The organism is Acinetobacter courvalinii (assembly GCF_014635545.1).
Taxonomy (GTDB): domain Bacteria; phylum Pseudomonadota; class Gammaproteobacteria; order Pseudomonadales; family Moraxellaceae; genus Acinetobacter; species Acinetobacter courvalinii.
Window position 1 is genome coordinate 632049 of the sequence record NZ_BMDA01000001.1, and the last position, 23027, is coordinate 655075.

General features: G+C 44.8%; 18 protein-coding genes. 11 read left to right on the forward strand and 7 right to left on the reverse strand.

The annotated features are described in order from the left end of the window. Positions 1-7: 7 nt before the first annotated feature. Positions 8-796, reverse strand: a complete 789-nt coding sequence (locus tag IEV39_RS02765; RefSeq protein WP_005287081.1) for an enoyl-CoA hydratase — start codon at positions 794-796, stop codon at positions 8-10. A 313-nt stretch (positions 797-1109) separates the two neighbouring features. Here IEV39_RS02765 and IEV39_RS02770 point away from each other — a divergent pair, with 313 nt between their 5' ends. Genes IEV39_RS02770 through IEV39_RS02795 form a run of 6 tightly spaced genes read left to right on the forward strand, consistent with a single transcriptional unit; the run spans position 1110 to position 7565 of the window. Further along, the gene (locus IEV39_RS02770) at positions 1110-2264 is read left to right on the forward strand and encodes an acyl-CoA dehydrogenase family protein (protein WP_005287078.1); all 1155 of its coding nucleotides are present in this window, start codon (positions 1110-1112) and stop codon (positions 2262-2264) included. Positions 2265-2322: 58 nt separating this feature from the next. After that, complete coding sequence (locus IEV39_RS02775) at positions 2323-3606, forward strand: MFS transporter (RefSeq protein WP_195805477.1); 1284 nt, start codon at positions 2323-2325, stop codon at positions 3604-3606. A gap of 47 nt (positions 3607-3653) precedes the next feature. Then, a complete protein-coding gene (locus IEV39_RS02780; protein ID WP_005287073.1) occupies positions 3654-4322 on the forward strand; it encodes a 3-oxoacid CoA-transferase subunit A in 669 nt (222 codons plus the stop codon). Further along, a complete protein-coding gene (locus IEV39_RS02785; RefSeq protein ID WP_005287070.1) occupies positions 4322-4975 on the forward strand; it encodes a 3-oxoacid CoA-transferase subunit B in 654 nt (217 codons plus the stop codon). The genes IEV39_RS02780 and IEV39_RS02785 overlap by 1 nt, the downstream gene beginning before the upstream one ends. Positions 4976-5014: 39 nt before the next feature. Beyond that, entirely contained in the window at positions 5015-6331 is a 1317-nt protein-coding gene (dcaP, locus tag IEV39_RS02790; RefSeq protein ID WP_005287067.1) for an outer membrane trimeric porin-like protein DcaP, read from the forward strand. Positions 6332-6347: 16 nt separating this feature from the next. Continuing rightward, on the forward strand, positions 6348-7565 hold the full coding sequence (locus IEV39_RS02795; protein WP_005287064.1) for an MFS transporter: 1218 nt from the start codon (positions 6348-6350) through the stop codon (positions 7563-7565). Between the two features lie 15 nt (positions 7566-7580). Here the strand turns inward: IEV39_RS02795 and IEV39_RS02800 are convergent, their stop codons facing one another. After that, positions 7581-8018 carry a PaaI family thioesterase gene (locus tag IEV39_RS02800; protein ID WP_005287063.1) on the reverse strand — a complete coding sequence of 146 codons (438 nt, stop codon included), beginning with the start codon at positions 8016-8018 and terminating at the stop codon, positions 7581-7583. A 324-nt stretch (positions 8019-8342) separates the two neighbouring features. Between IEV39_RS02800 and IEV39_RS02805 the strand changes: the two genes are divergently transcribed. The 4 genes from IEV39_RS02805 to IEV39_RS02820 all read left to right on the forward strand — a co-directional run bounded on the left by IEV39_RS02805 (position 8343) and on the right by IEV39_RS02820 (position 12735). After that, entirely contained in the window at positions 8343-10145 is a 1803-nt protein-coding gene (locus IEV39_RS02805) for an acyl-CoA dehydrogenase C-terminal domain-containing protein (RefSeq protein ID WP_005287060.1), read from the forward strand. A 44-nt stretch (positions 10146-10189) separates the two neighbouring features. Continuing rightward, the gene (gene paaG / locus IEV39_RS02810; RefSeq protein ID WP_005287057.1) at positions 10190-10978 is read left to right on the forward strand and encodes a 2-(1,2-epoxy-1,2-dihydrophenyl)acetyl-CoA isomerase PaaG; all 789 of its coding nucleotides are present in this window, start codon (positions 10190-10192) and stop codon (positions 10976-10978) included. 81 nt (positions 10979-11059) lie between these two features. Then, positions 11060-11815: a class II aldolase/adducin family protein gene (locus tag IEV39_RS02815; protein ID WP_005287054.1), complete on the forward strand. Its 756-nt coding sequence runs from the start codon at positions 11060-11062 to the stop codon at positions 11813-11815. Beyond that, entirely contained in the window at positions 11812-12735 is a 924-nt protein-coding gene (locus IEV39_RS02820; protein WP_005287051.1) for a 2-hydroxyacid dehydrogenase, read from the forward strand. Before IEV39_RS02815 ends, IEV39_RS02820 begins: the two co-directional genes overlap by 4 nt. Before the next feature lie 112 nt (positions 12736-12847). Here the strand turns inward: IEV39_RS02820 and IEV39_RS02825 are convergent, their stop codons facing one another. Then, positions 12848-16318 (reverse strand): indolepyruvate ferredoxin oxidoreductase family protein, encoded by a 3471-nt coding sequence (locus tag IEV39_RS02825; RefSeq protein ID WP_005287048.1) that lies wholly within the window; start codon positions 16316-16318, stop codon positions 12848-12850. 202 nt (positions 16319-16520) lie between these two features. Between IEV39_RS02825 and IEV39_RS02830 the strand changes: the two genes are divergently transcribed. Continuing rightward, positions 16521-17459, forward strand: a complete 939-nt coding sequence (locus IEV39_RS02830; protein ID WP_032883264.1) for a LysR family transcriptional regulator — start codon at positions 16521-16523, stop codon at positions 17457-17459. A 237-nt stretch (positions 17460-17696) separates the two neighbouring features. Here the strand turns inward: IEV39_RS02830 and IEV39_RS02835 are convergent, their stop codons facing one another. From IEV39_RS02835 to IEV39_RS02850, 4 genes are read right to left on the reverse strand one after another with little or no spacing between them, the layout of a single operon-like run. After that, complete coding sequence (locus IEV39_RS02835) at positions 17697-18599, reverse strand: hydroxymethylglutaryl-CoA lyase (RefSeq protein WP_005287044.1); 903 nt, start codon at positions 18597-18599, stop codon at positions 17697-17699. Beyond that, complete coding sequence (locus IEV39_RS02840) at positions 18596-20587, reverse strand: acetyl/propionyl/methylcrotonyl-CoA carboxylase subunit alpha (protein WP_005287043.1); 1992 nt, start codon at positions 20585-20587, stop codon at positions 18596-18598. The genes IEV39_RS02835 and IEV39_RS02840 overlap by 4 nt, the downstream gene beginning before the upstream one ends. Before the next feature lie 11 nt (positions 20588-20598). After that, positions 20599-21402 carry an enoyl-CoA hydratase/isomerase family protein gene (locus IEV39_RS02845; RefSeq protein WP_005287040.1) on the reverse strand — a complete coding sequence of 268 codons (804 nt, stop codon included), beginning with the start codon at positions 21400-21402 and terminating at the stop codon, positions 20599-20601. A 9-nt stretch (positions 21403-21411) separates the two neighbouring features. Further along, positions 21412-23013 carry a carboxyl transferase domain-containing protein gene (locus tag IEV39_RS02850; protein ID WP_005287038.1) on the reverse strand — a complete coding sequence of 534 codons (1602 nt, stop codon included), beginning with the start codon at positions 23011-23013 and terminating at the stop codon, positions 21412-21414. Positions 23014-23027: the final 14 nt, after the last annotated feature.

The following is a 23027-nucleotide window of genomic DNA, read 5'->3' on the forward strand; positions in this document are numbered from 1 at the left end:
TTTTAAATTATTTACCTTGATAAGAAGGTTTACGTTTTTCAATAAAAGCTTGAATACCTTCGTTTTTATCTTCAGTTGAAAACAATAGCTGGAATGATTTACGTTCGAGTGCCAGTCCGGCATTCAGCGGAATATCTTCACTCATCAAGGCGACTTCCTTGATTTGTTGTAAGGCAATTGGGGGCATTTTTGCCAGACTTTGTGCCATCTGGATCGCTGTTGCAATGGTCTGGTCATCTTCAGTGACCTGAGAAACCAGACCAATGATATAAGCTTCTTCTGCCTTGACCATTGCACCTGTCATAATCATGCGCATGGCATGAAATTTCCCTACAGCACGAAACAAACGTTGGGTACCACCTGCACCTGGCATTAAGCCCACTTTAATTTCGGGTTGACCAAAGGTTGCGTTTTTACCCGCGATAATAATATCGGCGTGCATCGCCAGTTCACAGCCACCACCAAGCGCATAACCATTTACCGCAGCAATCACAGGTTTCGGACATTGGGCAATTGCATTCCAGTAGCGCTCGGTATGGCGAAGTAACATTTCAGTTGATGTGGCTGTTGCCATTTCTTTGAGATCTGCGCCCGCAGCAAACACTTCTTCACCCCCTGTCAGCACAATGGCATGAATATCATCATTGAAACTTAACTCGGTGAACGCCTGAGCCAGTTGCTTGCGGACTTCTGTATTCAGTGCATTTTTGGCATCGGGACGATTAATTTTGACAATCGCCACTTGCGGAGTGGAATAATCAAGCTCAATGAAATTATTCCCTGTTATTTTGCTCATTTTTGAATTCCTTGTTTCGCAGATCAAAACTATATTGTTTTAATCATGCTTATTTTGAAATTTATTTCAAGCATTTTTTATTTGTCTCCGCTGTGTTTTAGGGTTTTATTCACATAAGTATTTGATATTTAGTACTGGCTGATTTTTAAATTTCGTTTAACGAAATTAATTTCCAAAAAAACTTGAAATTTAGGTTTTTATTCTCGTACTATGAAACACATCCACAGTAAACAAGATTTAAAACATCGTCTCTGCAATCAGCTGGGAAGTAGCTGAGGAATACGATGCAAGTACATAAAAAGGGAGATCACAGATGATCCGTGATGAAGGGATGTTGCAGCAGTTGCTTACAACAATTCGCGACTTTGTAAAAAATGAATTGATTCCGCGTGAGCATGAAGTTGCTGAGCAGGACAAGATTCCTGATGACATTGTCCAGCAAATGCGTGAGTTGGGTTTATTCGGACTCACGATTCCGGAGGAATATGGCGGCTTAGGAATCACCATGGAAGAGGAGGTCAATGTTGCATTTGAACTCGGACAAACCTCACCTGCATTTCGGTCCTTGATTGGGACCAATAATGGCATTGGTTCCAGCGCGATTCTGATTGATGGTACAGAAGAACAGAAGCAAAAGTATCTGCCACGCTATGCCAGCGGTGAAATTATTGGTTCATTTTGTCTGACTGAACCTGAAGCCGGTTCAGATGCTGCTTCTTTAAAAACCAGTGCAGTCAAAGACGGTGACTTTTATATTCTAAATGGCACCAAACGTTTTATTACCAATGCACCCCATGCGGCGACGTTTACCGTTATGGCCCGCACCAATACTGACATTAAAGGTGCCAGTGGTATTTCTGCTTTTTTGGTTGAAGCAAATACACCAGGCATTAGTCTGGGCAAAATCGATCAGAAAATGGGGCAAAAAGGTTCTCATACCTGTGATGTGATTTTTGAAAATTGTCGTGTACCAGCCACTGCACTGATTGGTGGCGTCGAAGGCGTTGGTTTTAAGACCGCCATGAAAGTTCTGGACAAAGGTCGACTACATATTGGCGCGTACAGTGTGGGTGTGGCAGAACGTATGCTAGACGATGCACTACGATATGCCATCGAACGTAAGCAGTTCGGTCAACCTATTGCAAACTTCCAGTTAATCCAAGCCATGTTGGCCGACTCAAAAGCCGAGATTTATGCAGCCAAATGTATGGTGCTGGATGCAGCTCGCCGCCGAGATAATGGCGAAAACATTAGTACAGAAGCATCTTGCGCAAAAATGTTCGCCACTGAAATGTGTGGGCGCGTGGCTGATCGCTGTGTACAGATTCATGGAGGTGCGGGTTATATCAGTGAATATGCAATTGAGCGTTTTTACCGCGATGTACGCCTGTTCCGTTTATATGAAGGAACGACGCAGGTTCAACAATTAATTATTGCAAAAAACATGATTCGGGAAGCGACGACCTAATAAAAAATCAAGTGCCATGAGGCAGGGGATGCCTCATATTCTTGCTGAGGATATGGACATGACAACAGATACAGCTACACAAAAAATTGATCGCGGGGAAGCGATTCAAACACCTAAAAAGATTTGGATTACCGCATTTATATTCGCTTTTTTAACATTGTTATGTGACGGGGCAGATTTGGGTTTTTTGGCATTGAGCCTGACCAGTCTTAAAACAGAATTTCATTTAACGGGTGTACAAGCTGGAACATTAGGCAGTTTAACACTTTTAGGTTCAGCAATTGGTGGCCTGATTGGTGGTTGGGCCTGTGACCGCTTTGGTCGGGTCCGCATCATTGTATTCTTTATTGCTTATTCTTCAGTTTTAACTAGTGCGCTGGGTTTTACTGATTCTTATCTGCAATTTGCAGTTTTAAGAACTTTTGGGGCGATGGGCTTAGGTGCGCTCTATATTGCCTGTAATATTTTAATGTCAGAAATGGTGCCAACCAAACATCGCTCGACTGTTTTGGCTACTCTCATGACGGGCTATACCTTAGGTTCTTTGTTAGCGACTTTATTAGCGGGTCATATTATTCCTGAACATGGCTGGCGCTTCCTTTATTGGATTGCAATTACGCCTGTGGTGTTATCAATTTTAATGCACTTTTGTGTACCTGAACCTGAGTCTTGGAAAAAAGCACGTCAATTAAAAGCGCTAGAAGTCGCTCAAAGTAACCAACCTAAAAAACGTCAAAACCCATATCTTGAAATTTTAAGAGATAAGAAACACGGCACCATGTTTGTACTTTGGATTATTAGTACAGGTGCATTGCAGTTCGGTTATTACGGGGTAAGTAATTGGTTACCGGCTTATTTAGAGTCTGATCTTGGCATCAAGTTTAAAGAAATGGCCATGTATATGGTCGGTACTTTCCTGATTATGATGTTTGCCAAAGTGATTGCAGGAATTATTGCCGATAAATTAGGACGTCGTGCTGTATTTGCTTTTGGAACCATTGGCACAGCCTTATTTATTCCAGTCATTGTCTACTTAAATACACCAACGAATATTTTATGGATGATGCTGTTCTTCGGTTTCCTTTACGGTATTCCTTACGCAATTAATGCCACCTATATGACAGAAAGTTTCCCGACCTCTATTCGGGGCTCGGCAGTGGGTGGCGCTTATAACATTGGTAAAGTACTTTCTATTTTCTCTCCATTAACAATTGGTTTTCTATCTCAAAATGGCTCGATTGGTTTAGGTCTATTAGTGATGGCGGGTGCTTACTTTATCTGCGGCGTAATTCCATTGTTATTTATTAAAGACCGACTATTTAACCCGCAAAAAGCAGAGTAATGGCTTGCGCTGTTACTTCAATTGAAGGATGAAAAGGGATTAATGAAATGATAAATAAAATCACAGCGAATATCGAACCGATTTTAAAAGCAATTCCAGATGGTGCAACCATCATGACCAGTGGCTTTGGGGTTACTGGTCAACCTGCAGAGCTTATCGAAGCCTTAATTGATCTGGGAAAAAAAGAGCTGACCATTGTCAATAACAATGCGGCTTCCGGTGATCGGGGCTTAACGAAATTGATCATCGCCGGATGTGTAAAGAAGATGATCAGCTCATTTCCAAAGTCAGCAGGGTCAACAGTATTCCAGGACTTATATCGCGCAGGAAAAATCGAGTTGGAACTGGTACCCCAAGGCAATCTGGCATGTCGTATTCAGGCTGCAGGTGCTGGTTTGGGGGCGGTTTTTACCCCGACAGGTTATGGAACCAAAATTGCTGAAGGCAAAGAAACCCGCAGCATTAACGGTAAAAACTATGTACTTGAATATCCGATTGATGCTGATTTTGCCCTGATTTATGCTGATAAAGCCGATCGCTGGGGCAATTTAACCTACCGCAAGGCGGCACGAAACTTTGGGCCGATTATGGCCAAGGCTGCAAAAACCACCATTGTTCAGGTTAACGATACGGTTGAGATAGGAACACTCGATCCAGAGTGCATTATTACCCCGGGAATCTTTGTACAACATGTTGTGAAAGTAGGAGATATCTAATGTCAGTTCAAAAACGCTCTCGTGAAGAGATTGCCATGTTGATTGCGCAGGATATTCCTGAAGGTGCATATGTCAATCTGGGCATTGGCCTTCCCACCAATGTCGCCAAGTATCTGCCTAAGGATAAGGAGATATTCCTGCATTCTGAAAATGGTGTTCTGGCTTTTGGGCCACCTCCACAACCCGGGGAAGAAGATGAGGATCTGGTCAATGCTGGCAAGGAGTTGGTGACCTTGCTGGATGGAGGCTGTTTTATGCATCATGGTGATTCGTTCGACATCATGCGTGGCGGGCATCTGGATATTTGTGTCATTGGTGCCTTTCAGGTTGCGGTCAATGGGGATTTAGCCAACTGGCACACCGGCAAAGCTGATGATGTACCTGCTGTAGGTGGGGCAATGGATTTAGCGGTGGGCGCTAAAAGTATTTATGTGTATATGGAACATGTGACTAAAAAAGGTGAGGCAAAAATTGTTGAAGCACTCACATATCCCATCACTGGCGAGCAATGTGTCGACCGTATTTACACCGATTTATGCATTATTGAGCTCAAAGATCAGCAAGCCTATGTCAAGGAAATGGTATCAGGTTTAAGTTTTGAACAATTACAGGCGCTGACAGCCTGTCCATTGATTGATGCGCGAGTGGCTTAACTGAAGCACACGGAAACAACTATCTTAAAGGATTAAAAGATGAAAAAACTCATTTTAGCGACAGCATGTGCTGTGGCTTCAGGGACTATTTTTGCCAATACGGCAACCACGACAGAACAAAGGATCAATCTGTTAGAAACCGAATTGCAAAAATTAAAGGCAGAGCTGCAAGCACAAAAGCAGACGCAAAATAATTTGCAGGTTAAACAGGCAAAAATTGAAGAAAATGTAGAAAAAAATATCACTGCCGAGACGGTAAAGCCGATTGCGCCGTCATGGGTGACCTGGACCGATAATGTAAAGGTGTATGGAATCGCCCGGCTGGATGCTGCAGTTGATTTTAAATCCTCACCCGATTCAGGCGGAAGAACCACCAGCAGTATTTATCGGACTCCATTTGAAAATGATAAACGCGCGAATCATTCCCGTTCCGATGCAAGTATTAATGCCAGCCGACTGGGAGTGTATTTCAATAGTCCGGACAAGACGGTCACAGGTAATGTCGAAGCTGATTTCTTTGACAGTTCCAATATGGGAACGGGAGATGGCAAGTTCCGTATTCGCCATGCCTATTTTACCTATAAAGACTGGACCTTTGGTCAAACCTGGTCATTGATGTCCAATATGGAAACCCGAACCGAATCCGTGGATTATACTCAGTTTATGGGGACGTCTTATACCCGTACGCCACAAGTGCGTTATGACTGGAAAATTGATCAGAATCACGACCTGAAAGTTGCTTTGGAACATACCGGGTCACGGGTTTCCGCTTTTCCTTCATTGACGGGGCGATATACCTTTAAGCAAGGCCCTCTGACTGCATTGGCGCAAGGTTTCTTGAACGAAAAATCAGTCGATGTAGCCAAAGATACGGTCAAGAAAGTCAGTTGGGGCGCTGGAACAGGATTAAAATACCAATTTGATCCGCAACAATCTGTTCAGGCGAATTATCAATATATTGTAGGGGATCAGAAGTTCATGCCTTATACCACGCAAAGTGGTTTGGCAAATGCAACTGCATTGAATGCGGCAGGTGATTTCTCTTTAGATCAGGATAAAACCGATTTGCTGATGAATAAACTGCATAGCTTTAATATTGGTTATTCGTATAAATTCAATGATCAGTGGCGTAGCAATCTATCTGCTTCTTTATTTGAATATGATGACAATACTGAATATGCCAAGCTGAATCAGGATGCGAATAAACGTTTAACCGATTATGCTGCCAATATCTTTTATTCACCAGCTGAGCAAATTGATATCGGGCTCGAATATCATCAGGGCAAACGTGAAGTATTTGATGGCAGAACAGCGGATGTATCTCGTCTTAACTTTGTATCGATGTACAAGTTTTAAAAATAGGACAGGCTAAATGGAAAAAATGATTCGGCCCGACACAGACACGCTATTGTCAAAAAGTTTTATTTTCATCATGGCAGTGACATGTGGCCTTTGTGCAGGGTCGAACTATTATAACCAGCCTCTGATTTATTCAATTGCTCAAGCCTTGCAGGTGAATGCAGAGCAGGTGGCTTTTACCATCGTCATTGGCCAACTGTCTTATGCAGTTGGTCTTTTTATTTTGGTTCCGCTTGGGGATTTTTTTGAAAAGCGGCGCTATATCTGTGTGTTGATGTGCTGCACCGGATTTGCCCAAGTAGGCTTGTCGTTTAGCCAGTCCTTGCCGGTACTGTATGGGTTCACCTTTTTAGCGACTTTCTTTTCGATCGCAACACAGGTGTTGGTCCCATTTGCCTCAGGATTGGCGAGACCTGAAAAAAGCCCGCAAATTGTAGGGACCTTAATGAGCGGTTTATTTCTTGGAATTTTACTGGCCAGATCAGTTGCAGGGTTATTATCTACAATCTGGTCGTGGCATGCTGTCTATTTATTAAGTGGTTTGTTGATTTTAGCGTTTGCAGCAGTGATGTGGTTAAAGTTACCCGATGCCCGAAAATCTCATCAATTAACGGTTCTACAAATTTATCGTTCTTTATTTTCTTTGGCGACACATCAACCCCATTTACTCCGTCGTGGTCTGGCGGGCGGAATTGGCTTCGGTATTTTGGCACTTATTTTTACCACCATGACCTTTATTCTCGCCAATGCGCCATACCACTTTAATGACTTCCAGATTGGTCTATTTGGTATCGTTGGACTGGCAGGGGTTTTTGCAACGCCGTGGGCGGGAAAGCAGATTGCAGCAGGTGGGGAAAATCGGGTTGCGCTGATCTGTATGTGGTTACTGATAATCGCCTGGATACCGCTGTATTTTGCTCAGCAGTCATTATTTGCCTATGCCATCGGGGTTATTCTGGCTTACTTTGGTTTGTCTGCCTTTCATGTTTTAAATCAAAATCTGGTGTACCGGATTTCCGCAGAAGCACGTTCCCGTATTAACTCGATTTATATGACCCTGTATTTTGGTGGCGCAGCATTAGGTTCCTTCATTGCTGTGTATGCATGGAAACATTGGGGATGGCCGGCCTGTGTAGCTTTGGGGCTTAGCATGGCTGTGATCAGTTTTATGATTGATCGTCTGGATTTTCGTGCAGTAAAGAATGCTGAGCTGGAGAAGCAAGCCTCATAAAGAGGCGCTTTCTTTCTAGGCCTTGCGAATAATCATTAAAGTCGCAGCAGCAAATGCATACACTTTTCCATTCTCATCGACAATTCTACCTTCAGTCGTAATGATATTTCGTCCGGCATTAATCAATTCGGCCTGCGCGTAATAAATACTATCAACTTGCATAGGACGAATCATTTTTACATTTAAATCAATGGTTCCATAGCCAACGCCATGTTCAAGTAAGGTATGTGCTGCACTCCCGGTGACAGTATCCAGCGCTGTTGCACAAAAGCCGCCATGCACACCACCCTGTATATTTCGATGTTGTTGTCCAGGGGTCACTTTATAAGTCGCTTTTCCTTTTGAGACTTCGACCAGTTCCATGGGAATGGTGTGAGCCATGGGAGAAGCAGAGACCTCACCATTTTTTAAAGCAGTTAAGAATTCAAGACCAGTATATTTCGGGTTATCCATAAATCATCCTTGCAAGTCTAAGCAATCTCATCAACATACTATAATTTAATTTTTTACGGAATATAATTTCGTAAAACAAAATTTTATTTTTCGCTTTATTTTTTATGGAAATGCATTTTAGATTTATATTTTTATATGTATACAGTGTCTTACGGTTTTTTTAATGTGAATCTGGAAGTGGTTTTACAAAATTAAAGCTATTAAAATGAAAATAAATTTTGCAATAAGAAATTTATTTGATATTTTTAAAGTCAGGAATAAGAAAAGTTCATTCAGGATTATCGCTTGATTGCATCTTGGTGAAAGATAGATAAGGAAAAAACCATGCCTTTATACAAAGCTCCTCAACGCGATATGCAATTTGTGCTGCATGAATTGCTTCAAACCGAACAAAACTACCAAAAATTATCTAAATATCAGGATGTCGTCAGTCGTGAACTGGTGGATCAATATTTAGAGGCTGCAGCAGATTTTTGTGAAAATGAGTTGGCACCGATGAATCAAAATGGCGATCAGGAAGGTTGTCATTTAAACCAAGGGGTAGTCACCACCCCGAAAGGCTTTAAAGAAGCTTATGATAAATATGTGGAACTCGGTTTTACTTCACTCACAGCCGATCCTGAATATGGCGGTCAAGGTTTACCGACACTGCTGCGTATCGCGATTTCAGAAATGTTGTGTGGCTCGAACTGGGCGTGGGCGATGTATCCGGGTTTATCCCATGGCGCGATGCGCACCATTGAGCATCACGGCACTGAACAGCAGAAACAGCTATTTTTAACCAAGTTAATCACAGGTGTCTGGACCGGCACCATGTGTTTGACAGAGTCGCATGCAGGGTCTGACCTGGGGCTAATTCGGACCAAAGCGCTACCCAATCCAGATGGAAGTTATGCCATCACGGGGGAAAAGATTTTTATTTCTGCAGGGGAACATGATCTTTCTGAAAATATTATCCATATTGTGTTGGCACGTTTACCCGATGCTCCTGCGGGTACCAAAGGAATTTCGCTGTTTATTGTGCCTAAAATGAATGTTGATGATCAGGGAAATCTACAAGGCCGAAACAATGTGATATGTAGCGCGATTGAACATAAGATGGGAATTCATGGCAATGCCACCTGCGTTTTAAATTTTGATGCTGCAAAAGGTTATCTGATTGGCCCTGAAAACCGTGGGCTAAACTGTATGTTTACCTTTATGAATACCGCCCGCATTGGCACGGCTGTGCAAGGACTGGCTGCATCCGAGATTTCTTTCCAGGGTGCTTTAGCCTACGCCAAAGATCGTTTGGCCATGCGTTCTTTAGCGGGTGCAAAATGCCCGGATCAAAATGCAGATCCAATTATTGTCCATCCTGCTGTTCGCAGCATGTTAATGACCCAAAAAGCTTTCTCTGAAGGAGGGAGGGCGTTGGCTTATTTTCTGGCGCAGCATGTCGATATTGTGGAAAGTTCCAATGACCCGGAACAGTGTGAAAAATCAGATCATTTACTGGCCTTGCTAACGCCTATTGCCAAGGCTTTCCTGACTGAATCGGGAAATGAGTCTGCCAAGCATGGCATGCAGATCTTTGGCGGGCATGGATTTATTGTTGAGCATGGCATGGAGCAGATTGTGCGTGATGCAAGGATATCTACCTTGTATGAAGGCACTACTGAAATCCAGTCTTTAGATTTACTGGCACGGAAAGTATTGAAGTCCGAAGGCAAACTGTTAAAAAACATGACCGATTTAATTGAGCAGTGGATTATTGAGCATCAGTCCAATACAACCCTGTCAGTTTACGGGGAAAAACTCACTGAACTGAAGCAGCAATGGTTATCGCTGACCCGCGATATTGCACAAAAAGCCAAGCAAAACCCAGAAGAAATTGGTGCGGCTTCGGTCGATTATCTCTATTTTTCCAGCTATGTGGTCTTTGCCTATCTTTGGGCACGGATGGCTCAGGTTGCTCAAGAACAGTTGCTTACAGGAACGACAGAAGAAAAGTTCTATCAGGCCAAACTCACGACAGCCAAGTTCTTCTTTCAGAAATTATTACATCGTACCCAAGCACATGCCGCTGCTATTGCATCTGGAGCTGAGGCTGTGATGGAACTGGATGCAGCGGCTTTTGCATTCTAAGTCTGTGTGGAACGGTCTGGATTTATTTAGGAGTCTAAACAGAAATGGAATTTGAACATATTTTGCTTCGTCAACACAATCGTATCGGTTATTTGACGCTGAATCGTCCAGAAGTGCTGAATAGTTTCAATGAACACATGCATCGTGAAATTGCAGCAGCCTTAGATCTGTGGGCAGTTTCCAAGGAAATCAAAGTGGTAGTCATCTCTGGCGCAGGCAAAGGTTTTTGTGCTGGACAGGATCTAAGATCACGGGGGATGGATGTTATTGCTGCGCCGGATTATGATGCAGGCGCAGCTTTAGAAAAACTCTATAATCCGCTGGTACTTAAAATTACAGACATGACTAAACCCGTCATCGCTGCGGTAAATGGCGTCGCTGCCGGCGCAGGTGCCAATCTGGCATTGGCCTGTGATTTGGTGGTGGCTAAACAGTCTGCTGTCTTTATACAGTCTTTTTGCAAGGTTGGCCTGATCCCTGATGCGGGGGGAACATGGAATTTACCGCAACTGGTCGGTTTGGCTCGTGCCAAAGGGCTGACCATGCTGGGAGAAAAGCTTTCTGCCAAGCAAGCCCTGGATTGGGGGTTAATCTGGGAGGTCTATGAAGATGAGCTGTTCGAAGCAAATGTCACCGCATTGGCTGAACAGTTGGCCGAACGTCCCGGTAGTTCAATTGCATTGATAAAAAAAGCGTTAAATCATGCTGCAGACAACACGCTTGCTGAGCAGTTGCAACTGGAGCGCGAATTTCAGCGTATCGCAGGACAATCAGACAATTATAAAGAAGGTGTGGCCGCATTTATGCAAAAGAGGAAACCTGACTTTAACTAGATGCATTGACTATGCATGGCCTTTACATCTAAAAATGAAAAAGACTATTTGCTATCGGAAGCACTTAAATAGGGAGATAACATGAGTTTAAAAGACATGGTTTCGACAACCGAATGGGACGCGCGTTGTCAGTTAGCGGCTTTATATCGATTGATTGCCTATTATCGGATGACGGATCTGATCGATACCCATATTAGTCTGCGTGTACCTGATGAGAAGGGGCATTTTCTGATTAATCACTATGGCATTCCATTTGAAAAAATGAAAGCCTCGGATCTGGTGAAAATTGATGGTGCAGGCAATATCGTAGAAGATTATGATCAAGGTAAAACAGTCAATGTCGCCGGTTTTGTCATCCATTCCGCATTGCATGCTGCGCGTGAAGATATTCACTGTGTCATTCATACCCACACTGCCGATGGAATTGCAGTTTCAGCACAGCAGCAGGGTTTGTTGCCCATCTCACAACACGCACTGAAATTTTATAAAAAAGTCAGTTATCACCAGTATGAAGGTGTCGCACTATCGACTGAGGAAAGAGTACGGCTGGTTCAGGATCTGGGCAATCATCGTGTCATGATTTTAAGAAATCATGGCTTGCTGGCAACAGGGGATAGTGTGCAGCGTGCTTTTCATGAAATTTATTTTTTAGAGCGAGCATGTCAGGCCCAGATCAAGGCGCTTGCGGGTGGGGCGGAATTACATTTTCCTTCCGAAGCGGTGTGTGAACATACAACCCAGCAGTTCGAATCTAACGGTGTTGAAAAAATTATTCTAAATGCCTGGAACGCCGCCTTGTCATTGATTGAACAGCAGCGTGAGGAATACTGTACATGATTGTAATTGCAACCACGGTGCCCAAGGTTCAAAAATGGCTTGAAGATGCATTTTTACAATATGCTCCACCAGGTTCGTACTGTTTGGCAGACAGTGAGCAGGCTCAATTTGCCACCACGGCAGTTTCATGGTTTCCCGATCTGGATCATCTGGAGAAGTTACCTGAATTAAAACTGATTCATTCAATGGCTGCTGGCGTTGAGCACCTGAATCTACAAAGAATTGGGTCACAATATAAAGTATGTCGGGTGGTCGATCAGCTCCATCAACATGGGATGTTCGATTATCTGCAATGGGGTGTTTTATATTATCAACGGTTTTTTGATCAGGCCTTTGCACAAAAGCAGCAACAACGCTGGCGACAATACCCGCAACGCGCGCATGCTGAAGTAAAAATCGGAATTATGGGGCTCGGCCAAATGGGTGCCTATATGGCGAAACAGTTTGCCGCACTGGGTTATCAGGTTGCTGGCTGGTCTCGTAGTCCTAAACAGATTGCACAGGTCACATGCTATGCCGGCGCTGAAGATTTTCATCAGTTTTTAGCACAGGCTGAAATTCTGATTAACTTATTGCCACTTACGGAAAGTAAACAGGGGATTTTATCAAAATCTTTATTTGACCAGCTTCCTGAGCAGGCCTGTATCATTAATTGTGGTCGTGGTCAGCATCTGGTTGAGCAGGATTTATTAATTTATCTGGATTCTGGACGTTTACGTGGCGCGATTCTGGATGTTTTTAGCAAAGAGCCCTTGGCTGAACATCATCCACTTTGGCAACATGAAAAAGTGGTGATCACGCCGCATGTTGCTTCACATGCACCCTGGTCAATTGTAGTGAATCAGATTTTGGAAAATGATCAACGGGTGATGCAGGGCCAAGCTTTGTTGAATCAGGTGGATACCTTCAAAGGCTATTAAATCGGGGAAACGGCTATTTGTGTGGATGATCATTTATTGCAATTGATTTTGAATCGGCTAGCTGAGCCACTCCCTTTTGATGGGACTGACTCAGCCAGTGATTTAATTGTTTTTAAGTGTTGTTATTCAGCTGAGTTGATAGCTCATCCCAGCGTTGATTTGCAGATTGCATCGCCTGCATTTTAACATGGCCAAAGCCACGTACTTCTGCTGGAAGCTCGGCAATCTGTGCAGCCACCGTCAAATCATACTGTTGTGGTGCTGCAACCAGTGCTTTTACAAAGTCAATGTAGCGATCACGCCATGCATGCTCATGTTGGCGTTCTTCCTGACGTGCAAATGGGTCAAGGAAGGTTTCACGCAGCCATTGTAAGCGGGCGAGTAACATCATCGGGAAGCGCATCCAGTAACCAAAAATGTGTTTGCGGACGTTGGTGCCCAGTGTCGGTGGGGCAAGGTGATAGGATAAACGTACCCCACGTCCGAATTGTGATTCGATTGATTTTTTAAAGCTGGCTCCTGTGAGCAGGCGCGCTACTTCATATTCATCTTTATAGGCCATGACCCGATAAAGCTGTGTGGCAATCGTGCTGGCCAGTTCTTCCGGTAACACCTTCGCGGCCTGTTCTGCAATATTTCGGTATGTATTGGCGTACGCATCATTCCAGTAGTCTTGCAAACGGACCGAACGATCATCAATCAGTTCTGGCAGTGTTTGTGGCACATGCTGTTTAGGTAAGCTATCCAGTAATCGCTTGGCCAGATCTGGATCGCTGGCGAGATGGCAACCAACGCGGAATGCTTCCAGATTCTTCTCGACTGCCGTACCGTTCAGTTGAATGGCTTTTTCAATGCTCTCACGCAGTAATGGAATCTGCCCCGATTGCCATGCCATTCCCAGCAAGAGCTGGTTGGCAAAGATGGCATCGCCCAAGACCTGTGTCGCAATACGTGCAGCTGGTAAAGACACCAGTTTGCCCTGATCAACACGACCACGCAGACGATTGATCAAATCCGTAATCGGCGCAAACCAGTCACGTTTATTGATAAAGTCAGAGGTTGGGGAACCATCTTCATTGACGATCACCATCGCATCCGGTTTTAAACGTGACAGGGCGGCATTACTGCCTGCCACTACCGCATCGGCACCAATCAGAAGATCACATTGACCGGCGGGAATTTTGGTTGCAGAAATTTGTTCATCATCTGAGGCTAGCTGTACGTAGGAATACACCGTACCGCCTTTTTGTGCCAGTCCAGCCATGTCCATGACACGTGCTGCTTTACCTTCCAGATGCGCGGCCATTCCCAATAATGCGCCGACGGTGACTACACCGGTACCACCTACGCCACCGACCATGATCCGGCTTGGTGTACGATCGAGTTGAGGAAGAATTGGTCGTTCAGGCCAGCCTGGGGCAAAACCTTCAAACTTGTCGGGACGTTTCATATCACGGGTATGTACAGTCACAAAACTTGGACAGAAGCCTTCGACACAAGTGAAATCCTTATTACAACTGCTCTGGTTAATTTGACGTTTGGTGCCCAGCGCGGTTTCGACCGGTTCAATCGACAGGCAATTTGATTTTTTCGAGCAATCACCGCAGCCTTCGCAGATATCGCTATTGATATAGAGACGCTCAGCGGGGTCCGGATACATATCACGTTTACGGCGACGACGTTTTTCACTGGCACAGGTTTGCACATAGACCAAAGCGGTGACACCTGAAATATCACGCAATTCACGTTGCACCGCGTCCAGATCATTGCGGTGGCGGATTTCTACATTTGGCGCAAGGTGTTCTTCTGCATGAATCAACGCTGGCTCATCCGTTACGATGACCTGTTTTTTAATGCCTTCGGCATCCAGCTGACGGGTGAGTTGGGCGACACTCAAATGTCCATCGACATGCTGACCACCGGTCATCGCAACCGCATCGTTATAGAGGATTTTATAGGTGATATTGATATTGGCTGCAATGGCTTGTCGAATCGCCAGATAGCCTGAATGGAAATAGGTGCCGTCACCGAGATTGGCAAAAATATGCTTTTCATTGGTGAAATGTGAGGCACCGGCCCAACTGACGCCTTCACCGCCCATTTGCGAGAAAGTTTCCGTTCCGCGATCCAGTGACACCGCAATATAATGACAACCGATACCGCCTAAGGCGCGACTGCCTTCTGGAACCACCGTGGACGTATTATGCGGACAACCGCTACAGAAATACGGTTTGCGGTCTGCCAGATCCAGTACACGGCGGGACTCTTGTTCTGCTTTTTGCAATAAATCGATGCGATTCTGAATTTGTTGTCTTAAATTCTGCGGTAAATCAAGTTGCAGAAAACGTGCCGCCAGCATTTTGGCAATCGGTTCAGGTTGGAACTCATAATGACCAATCAGCGGTGCTTCTTCAATGGAGGTACTCCATTCACCTTTACCATGAGTTGCTTTTCCGAAGACGTGTGGGCGTTGCTGATCAGGCAGGGAATACAGTTCATCCTTGATTTGTGATTCAAGAATAGGACGTTTTTCTTCCACCACAATCAGCTCTTGCAAGCCCTTGGCAAATTCACGAATCCCTTGCGGCTCTAGTGGCCAGATCAATCCAACCTGATAGACCCGTAGCCCAAGCTGTTGTGCTGTTTCGTTCTCAATCCCTAGAATGCGTAAGGCTTCAATGGTGTCGAGATAGCCCTTACCGCTGGCCACAATCCCGATACGGGCATTTTCGCACGGCCAGGTGGTCTGATTCAGCTGATTGGCGCGGGCATAGGCCAGCACAGCGGGTAAGCGATGTTGATACAGACGCTGTTCTTGCTGGATGCCATGATCAGGCCAGCGAATATTGACACCATCAGCAGGGAAGTCCACATCTTCTGGAATCACGGGAATGACCCGATCTAAATCCACATTGACGGAAGCCGAAGTTTCTACAATTTCACTGACCAGTTTCATTGAAGTCCATAGGCCAGCAAAACGTGACATTGCGACAGCATGTACACCCAGATCAAGAATATGTTGCACAGAGGTTGGATAGAAAATTGGAATGCCACAACCGATCATGACATGTTCAGATTGATGGGGAACGGTAGATGATTTACAGGAATGGTCATCACCAAATAAAGCCACTACACCACCATGTTCAGCCGTTCCAGCCAGATTGGCATGACGTAATACATCGCCGGAACGGTCTACACCAGGGCCTTTGCCATACCACCAGGAGGTAACGCCATCATATTTTCCCTGACCTGCAAGATTGGCTTGCTGGGTGCCCCAGATTGCGGTTGCTGCTAAATCTTCATTGATACCGGGTTGAAAGACGACATGATGATCTTTAAGTATGCCTCCAATTTGCCAAAGGAAATTGTCATAGTTACCGACCGGGGATCCGCGATAACCTGAAATAAAGCCGGCAGTGTGCAATCCGTTCAATTCATCACGGCGAGTCTGTGCTAGAGGTAACCGAACGAGTGCCTGAATGCCTGTCATATAGGCTGAACCGTGATCACTGATATATTTATCGTCCAGTGATACATCTTTAGTAGCGATCATTTTTGGAGTAACTTTTGTCGCTATATTCATTTATATCTCCTTAGAATTCTTCGTAGTTTTGACTACTTGTTTTTTCAACATCCGGTTGAATATTTGGAGTAAGTACATCATAAGAAAAAAGATTGAACAGTTCGGGTTGGAAAAAGAGCTGATCAATGTATGTACATTAATGTCATTGTGGTTGATCCAAACTGGTGCAACAATGCGTAATTTAGAAAAAGATATTTACGTTATGCGCAAAAATCTTGATGGTGGACTCTTGCATGCCATGAATGCCTTCCTGAAAGTGATTGATAGCGGGAGTTTCACGGCTGCCGCTGAACAGATGGAACTGACAACTGCGCAAGTTTCGCGATTAATTAGCGAATTAGAAGGACGTTTAGGTACAAAACTACTACAACGATCCACCCGCCAGCACGCCTTGACCGAGATTGGTGAAAGCTATGCCGAGCAGTGCCGTCAGGTGCTTGCCATGGTGGAGGAGGCTGAAGCACAGGCAATGGGTATGGCCACCAAGCCGCAAGGGCGGTTACGGGTGCTGAGCATGGCGAGTTTCGGTCATCATTATCTGGCACCGATGATGGCGGAGTTCTGTCAAACCTATCCCGACCTGACAGTTGAATATCGAACCTCACAAAATGTACCCGATCTATTGGGTAAGGGCATTGATGTCAGTCTCTACTTGACTGAATCTCTGGCGGATTCGAGATTTGTGGCGCGTCGCATTGGTACGATTTTTTCGGTGTTATGTGCTTCGCCTGCCTATCTGGAAAAGCATGGCGAACCTCAATCACTGGATGATTTGCAGCAACATGCCTGCTTACGTCTGGTCAATCCTTCGATTACACCGCAGTGGCATCTGACCAGTGAAAATAGCTGTTCGTATCAGATTGATATCAATGGGCCACTCATTGCCGATACCCCTGAATTGCTACTGGATGTGGTGCAGCAGGATATGGGTATTGCCTTATTGCCTACCTTTTCTTCCATCGATGCAATTCGCACAGGTCGATTACGCCGTATTTTACCAGCGTGGCGTTCTCCCGATATTGGGGTGTATACCTTGCTGCCGTCACGGGATTTTGTCGATGTCAAAACGCGGACTTGGCTGGAGTGGGTTAAGCAACATGTTTCTCCAAAAATACAGCAGGATACGGATTATTTTTTATAAATTATTTGAGGTGTGGTAGTAAAGAAACCCAAAATAATAAGGATTAAAATTAAAAGTAGAAAATGCTTCTTTAGAAAGAGGCATTTCATACAGAGATAAACCATAAATTTTAAAAAAATTGTATGAGGGATTTAATCCCAATTCCTGAATGAAATGAGATAAAGATGAGAGAGGATGATCTGGTACTTTGCTTAATATTAAGCCTTATACCAGATGCTGAGCTATTTTAATTTATTATTAGGCACACTTGGTTTGCCAATACGCATTGGCATAATTCGACAAGCTTTTTCGGTTGAGTACCTTGCTAATATTCTGGCTGGCCTGCATCAGTTTTTCCAGATCAATGCCTGTTTCGAAGCCCATATGAGAGAGTAGATAAAACAGATCTTCGGTCGCCACATTACCCGAAGCACCTTTGGCATAAGGGCAGCCACCTAGTCCTGCAAGGGATGAATCAAACACACGAATGCTTTGCTGTAAAGACTGATAAATATTGGCAATCGCCATGCCGTAGGTATTGTGGAAATGCCCAGCTAAAACGGAGCTATCGAGTTCAGCCAGACAGGCTTGCCAGACTTTTTGAACGCGATCTGGTGTTGCGGTGCCAATGGTTTCACCTAAAGACACTTCATAGCAGCCCATGTCATACAGCCGTTTCACAACTTTTACCACTTGCTCCGGGGCAATTGCGCCTTCATAGGGACAATCGACAATACAGGAGACATAACCACGCACACGGATGTTATGTGCTTTTGCTGCGCTCAGGACATCGCTAAATTTTTCAAAGCTCTCGTCAATAGAGCAGTTAATATTTTTACGGGTAAAGCTTTCCGAAGCGGCGGTAAACACCGCCACCTCTTTACATCCGACCGCTTGAGCAGTTTCAAAACCTTTGATATTGGGCGTGAGTAGGCTAAATTGCACATCGCTAGTTTGGGGGAGTAGCTTAAACAGCTCGTCACTCTGCGCCATTTGTGGCACCCATTTTGCCGACACACATGAACCGATTTCAATCGATTTCAGACCTGCATGAATCAGGTCATGAATGAAGTTTAAGCGTTGCTCAACAGTTAAAGCCTGCTTTTCATTTTGCAGGCCGTCTCTGGGACCGACCTCCACGATTTTGACAAACTCACTCATGCAACTTCCTCCTGTACAGGCTGAAATTCCACAAGCTCGTCGCCAGCTTTGACCTGATCACCCACCTGGAAATAGGAGTCTACAATCACGCCGTCTTTAGGCGCACGGATAGTATATTCCATTTTCATGGCTTCAAGCGTCATCAGAATATCGTCTTTCTTCACGCTATGATTGGCGCTCACCAGTACTTGCGTGACCACACCCGGCATTGGTGCTTTTAGGTGACCTTCATCGGCTTGGTGATCTGTTTGATTAAAGTCGTGACGGATATAGGCAAACTTATAGCTTTGTCCATTTTGGAATAAGGTAATGCCTTGCTGACTTTGGTTAAAAGACAGCTTTTGCTGAGACCCGCCAATTTGAATAGAGGCGGTGTGTGCATCGATCAATTGACCTGAAATCGGGTAGCTTTGACCGTTATATTCTGCGATGAAGCCATCTTTATTTGAGGCAAATTTAATTTTAATGGGCTGATCTAAATAGTTCAGTTTAATACTGTGCTGATAAGCAATATTTAAACGCCAGAGTGGTTGAGCTTGCCAAAGCTGTTTCTGACTTGAGCAATTGCTATCAAGTTTGCTAAGAAACTCAATAAATGCTGCTGCCACGATAAGCTCAGGTTTTGTCTGTTGCGTGTTAAATAGAAAATCATGTTCACGTTGAATCAGGTTGGTATCAAGCTTGGCTTGTTTAAACGATTCGCTACGAACAATCTTTTCAAGAAAGGCAATATTGTTGCCTAAGCCATCCACATGGAATTGGCTTAAAGCGTGTTGCATTTGAATGAGCGCCGCTTCACGGTTTTTACCCCATACAATCAGTTTGGCAATCATTGGGTCGTAATAGGTGGTGATTTCATCGCCTTCTACAATACCGCTGTCGACACGTACATATGGGTTTTGCGTTGGGTAGTGCAAATAGTCAATTTTACCAATGGCAGGTAAAAAGCCTTTTTCAGGTTCTTCGGCATAGATCCGTGCTTCGAGCGCATGACCGTGAATTTGCAATTGGTTTTGTAGTTTAGGCAAAGCTTCGCCATAAGCCACACGAAGTTGCCATTCAACCAAGTCTTCACCAGTAATCATTTCAGTAACAGGGTGTTCGACTTGTAGGCGGGTATTCATTTCCATGAAATACGCCGTACCGTCTTGTTCCACAATAAACTCAACCGTACCTGCGCCAACGTAATTTACCGCACGTGCAGCATCAATGGCCGCTTGACGCATTGCATCAAGCTTTTCGCTTGGCATTTGTGGTGCAGGCGCTTCTTCGAGTACTTTTTGATGGCGGCGTTGTACAGAACAATCACGTTCAAACAAATGTACATAGTTGCCATGTGTGTCGCCAAACACTTGCACTTCAATATGTCTTGGCTGAATCACATAACGCTCAATCAAGACGTCATCATTACCAAAGCTCGATTTGGCTTCACGTTTACACGAGGCTAAGGCATGCAGAAAGTCTTCACTGCGCTCAACCAGACTCATGCCTTTACCGCCGCCGCCAGCACTGGCTTTGATTAAAACTGGATAGCCAATTCGGTCTGCCTGTTGTTTTAAAAAGTCGGCATCCTGGTTGGTTCCGTGATAACCCGGTGTTAAAGGGACACCAGCTTTTTCCATTAAAGCTTTCGAGGTCGCTTTTAAGCCCATCGCTAAAATGGCATCCACTGGCGGGCCAATAAAGCAGATGTTGTGTTGTTGGCAAGCAAGCGCGAACTGGTCATTTTCAGAAAGGAAGCCGTAGCCCGGGTGAACCGCTTGGCTACCGGTATCAATCGCTGCTTGAATAATACGATCCACCTGTAAATAACTTTGCGTTGCAGGGGACTGACCAATATAAACCGCTTCATCTGCAAGTTTGACATGTTGTGCATTTGCGTCTGCATCTGAGTAAACGGCAACCGTTGCAATACCTAATTTTTTAGCTGTGCGAATCACACGGCAGGCAATCTCGCCACGGTTCGCAATTAAAATCTTTTCAAACATGATGATCATCCTTAATTATTGTTATTCGAATTAGAAACCCAAGCAGGCTGCTGTTTATTTAAAAAGGCACTCAGCCCTTCTTTTGCCTCACTGCCTTGACGAACTTGAGCAATATGATGGGCTGTCTGTTGCAGCAAATCATTGCTCATGGTCTGGTTGCTCACCATTTGAATGAGTTGTTTTGATGCCGCTTGGGCATGTGGGCCACCGAGTAATAAAGCATCAATAATTTCTTGAACTTTTTTATCCAAGTCTTCAGCATCTGCTACTTCATGGGCTAAACCAATCTGTTTGGCTTCACGTGCCGAAATTCGCTCGGCTGTTAAGAAGTACCGAGAGGCTTGTCTTGCACCAATTGCCCGAATCACATAGGGACTAATGGTAGATGGAGCAAGCCCTAAACGCACCTCAGAAGTTGCAAACTTGGCATCGGTGCTGGCAATGCAAATATCACATGCTGATGCCAAGCCCATACCACCACCAAAGGCAATACCATGTACACGGGCTATAGTCGGTTGTTTAAGGGTTGCGAGTGCTTCCAGCATTTGCGCCAGTTTTAATGCATCGGCTTCATTCTCTGCTGAAGATGCCTGACCTGCCTGTTTCATCCAGTTGAGGTCGGCACCTGCCGAAAAGCTTTTGCCGCGACCTGCTAAAACCACAACACGAATATCATCACGTGTATTAATTTGCTTAAAGCAGGCATGCAGCTCTTCAATGACTGCCGTATTAAAAGCATTGTGCAATTCAGGGCGGTTCAGCCAAACATAGGCAACCTGACCTTGTTGTTCGAGTTGTAAAAATTGATAGCTCATAGACACCTCTTACATGCGGAACACGCCAAATTTGGTTGGCTGGATCGGCGCATTCATCGCAGCAGCAAGACTTAAACCGAGTACTTGGCGAGTTTGAGCAGGGTCAATGACACCGTCATCCCAAAGGCGGGCAGAAGCATAGTATGGATGGCCTTGGCGTTCATATTGTTCACGAATCGGTTGTTTAAATTCGTCTTCTTGTTGCGTTGACCACTCGGCACCTTTTTGCTCAATCTGATCACGCTTTAAGGTCGAGAGTACGCTTGCTGCTTGTTCGCCGCCCATCACTGAAATGCGAGAGTTCGGCCAAGTCCATAAAAAGCGGGGGGAATAAGCACGGCCACACATACCGTAGTTACCTGCACCAAATGAACCACCAATAATCAAGGTGAGTTTGGGTACATTGGCGGTGGCAACTGCCATCACCAGTTTGGCGCCGTTTTTGGCAATCCCTTCATTTTCATACTGGCGACCCACCATAAAACCGGTAATGTTTTGCAGGAATAACAATGGAATATTGCGCTGTGTACATAGCTCAATGAAGTGCGCGCCTTTTTGTGCAGACTCGGAAAATAAAATCCCGTTATTGGCGATGATGCCGACTGGCATACCATAGAGTGAAGCAAAACCAGTAATCAGTGTTGAACCAAAACGTGCTTTGAACTCATCAAAACGAGAGCCGTCTACAATACGTGCAATGACTTCACGTACATCGAAAGGTTTACGCGCATCACTTGGCACCACGCCATAAAGTTCCGATGCATCAAACAACGGTTCATCAACTTGTTTATTTAGGTCATTTGGCTTTTTATTCAGGTTCGCAACGATGTTCCGTGCAATCGCAAGCGCATGTTCATCGTTTTCAGCTAAATGATCCGCCACACCTGAGAGACGAGTGTGTACATCACCACCGCCTAAATCTTCGCTACTGACTACTTCGCCAGTCGCAGCTTTGACCAGAGGAGGACCGCCTAAGAAAATGGTGCCTTGATTGCGGACAATAATGGTTTCATCTGACATAGCAGGGACATAGGCGCCACCTGCGGTACAACTGCCCATTACTACAGCAATCTGGGCAATCCCCAGACTCGACATACGGGCCTGATTATAGAAGATCCGTCCGAAGTGATCGCGGTCAGGGAAGACCTCATCCTGCATCGGTAAGAACGCACCACCTGAATCGACCAGATAAATACAAGGCAAATGATTTTGTTCGGCAATTTCCTGCGCACGTAAATGCTTTTTCACGGTTAACGGATAATAGGTGCCACCTTTAACCGTTGCATCATTGGCGACGATCATGCAGGTCACACCGTTGACTTGCCCAATTCCGGCAATCACGCCCGCAGCAGGAATGTCATCTTCATAAACTTTGTAAGCAGCCAACTGACCAATTTCTAAAAACGCGGTACCTACATCAATCAGTTGATCAATACGATCGCGTGGTAAAAGTTTGCCTCTGGAAAGATGCTTTTGACGGGCATTTTCACCGCCACCAAGCGCCACTTTTTGAGCAACCTGTTGAAGGTCTGCAACCAAGGTCTGCATGGCATGCTGGTTGGTTTTGAAGTCTTCACTTCGAACATTGATCTTGCTGTGTAATTGGTTCATACGCTGCGTCCTTA

What these genes read in the sequence shown, in the direction of transcription:
- IEV39_RS02765 (WP_005287081.1), bottom strand. Translation starts at nt 796, where the DNA reads ATGAGCAAAATAACAGGGAATAATTTCATTGAGCTTGATTATTCCACT.
- IEV39_RS02770 (WP_005287078.1), top strand. Translation starts at nt 1,110, where the DNA reads ATGATCCGTGATGAAGGGATGTTGCAGCAGTTGCTTACAACAATTCGC.
- IEV39_RS02775 (WP_195805477.1), top strand. Translation starts at nt 2,323, where the DNA reads ATGACAACAGATACAGCTACACAAAAAATTGATCGCGGGGAAGCGATT.
- IEV39_RS02780 (WP_005287073.1), top strand. Translation starts at nt 3,654, where the DNA reads ATGATAAATAAAATCACAGCGAATATCGAACCGATTTTAAAAGCAATT.
- IEV39_RS02785 (WP_005287070.1), top strand. Translation starts at nt 4,322, where the DNA reads ATGTCAGTTCAAAAACGCTCTCGTGAAGAGATTGCCATGTTGATTGCG.
- dcaP (WP_005287067.1), top strand. Translation starts at nt 5,015, where the DNA reads ATGAAAAAACTCATTTTAGCGACAGCATGTGCTGTGGCTTCAGGGACT.
- IEV39_RS02795 (WP_005287064.1), top strand. Translation starts at nt 6,348, where the DNA reads ATGGAAAAAATGATTCGGCCCGACACAGACACGCTATTGTCAAAAAGT.
- IEV39_RS02800 (WP_005287063.1), bottom strand. Translation starts at nt 8,018, where the DNA reads ATGGATAACCCGAAATATACTGGTCTTGAATTCTTAACTGCTTTAAAA.
- IEV39_RS02805 (WP_005287060.1), top strand. Translation starts at nt 8,343, where the DNA reads ATGCCTTTATACAAAGCTCCTCAACGCGATATGCAATTTGTGCTGCAT.
- paaG (WP_005287057.1), top strand. Translation starts at nt 10,190, where the DNA reads ATGGAATTTGAACATATTTTGCTTCGTCAACACAATCGTATCGGTTAT.
- IEV39_RS02815 (WP_005287054.1), top strand. Translation starts at nt 11,060, where the DNA reads ATGAGTTTAAAAGACATGGTTTCGACAACCGAATGGGACGCGCGTTGT.
- IEV39_RS02820 (WP_005287051.1), top strand. Translation starts at nt 11,812, where the DNA reads ATGATTGTAATTGCAACCACGGTGCCCAAGGTTCAAAAATGGCTTGAA.
- IEV39_RS02825 (WP_005287048.1), bottom strand. Translation starts at nt 16,318, where the DNA reads ATGAATATAGCGACAAAAGTTACTCCAAAAATGATCGCTACTAAAGAT.
- IEV39_RS02830 (WP_032883264.1), top strand. Translation starts at nt 16,521, where the DNA reads ATGCGCAAAAATCTTGATGGTGGACTCTTGCATGCCATGAATGCCTTC.
- IEV39_RS02835 (WP_005287044.1), bottom strand. Translation starts at nt 18,599, where the DNA reads ATGAGTGAGTTTGTCAAAATCGTGGAGGTCGGTCCCAGAGACGGCCTG.
- IEV39_RS02840 (WP_005287043.1), bottom strand. Translation starts at nt 20,587, where the DNA reads ATGTTTGAAAAGATTTTAATTGCGAACCGTGGCGAGATTGCCTGCCGT.
- IEV39_RS02845 (WP_005287040.1), bottom strand. Translation starts at nt 21,402, where the DNA reads ATGAGCTATCAATTTTTACAACTCGAACAACAAGGTCAGGTTGCCTAT.
- IEV39_RS02850 (WP_005287038.1), bottom strand. Translation starts at nt 23,013, where the DNA reads ATGAACCAATTACACAGCAAGATCAATGTTCGAAGTGAAGACTTCAAA.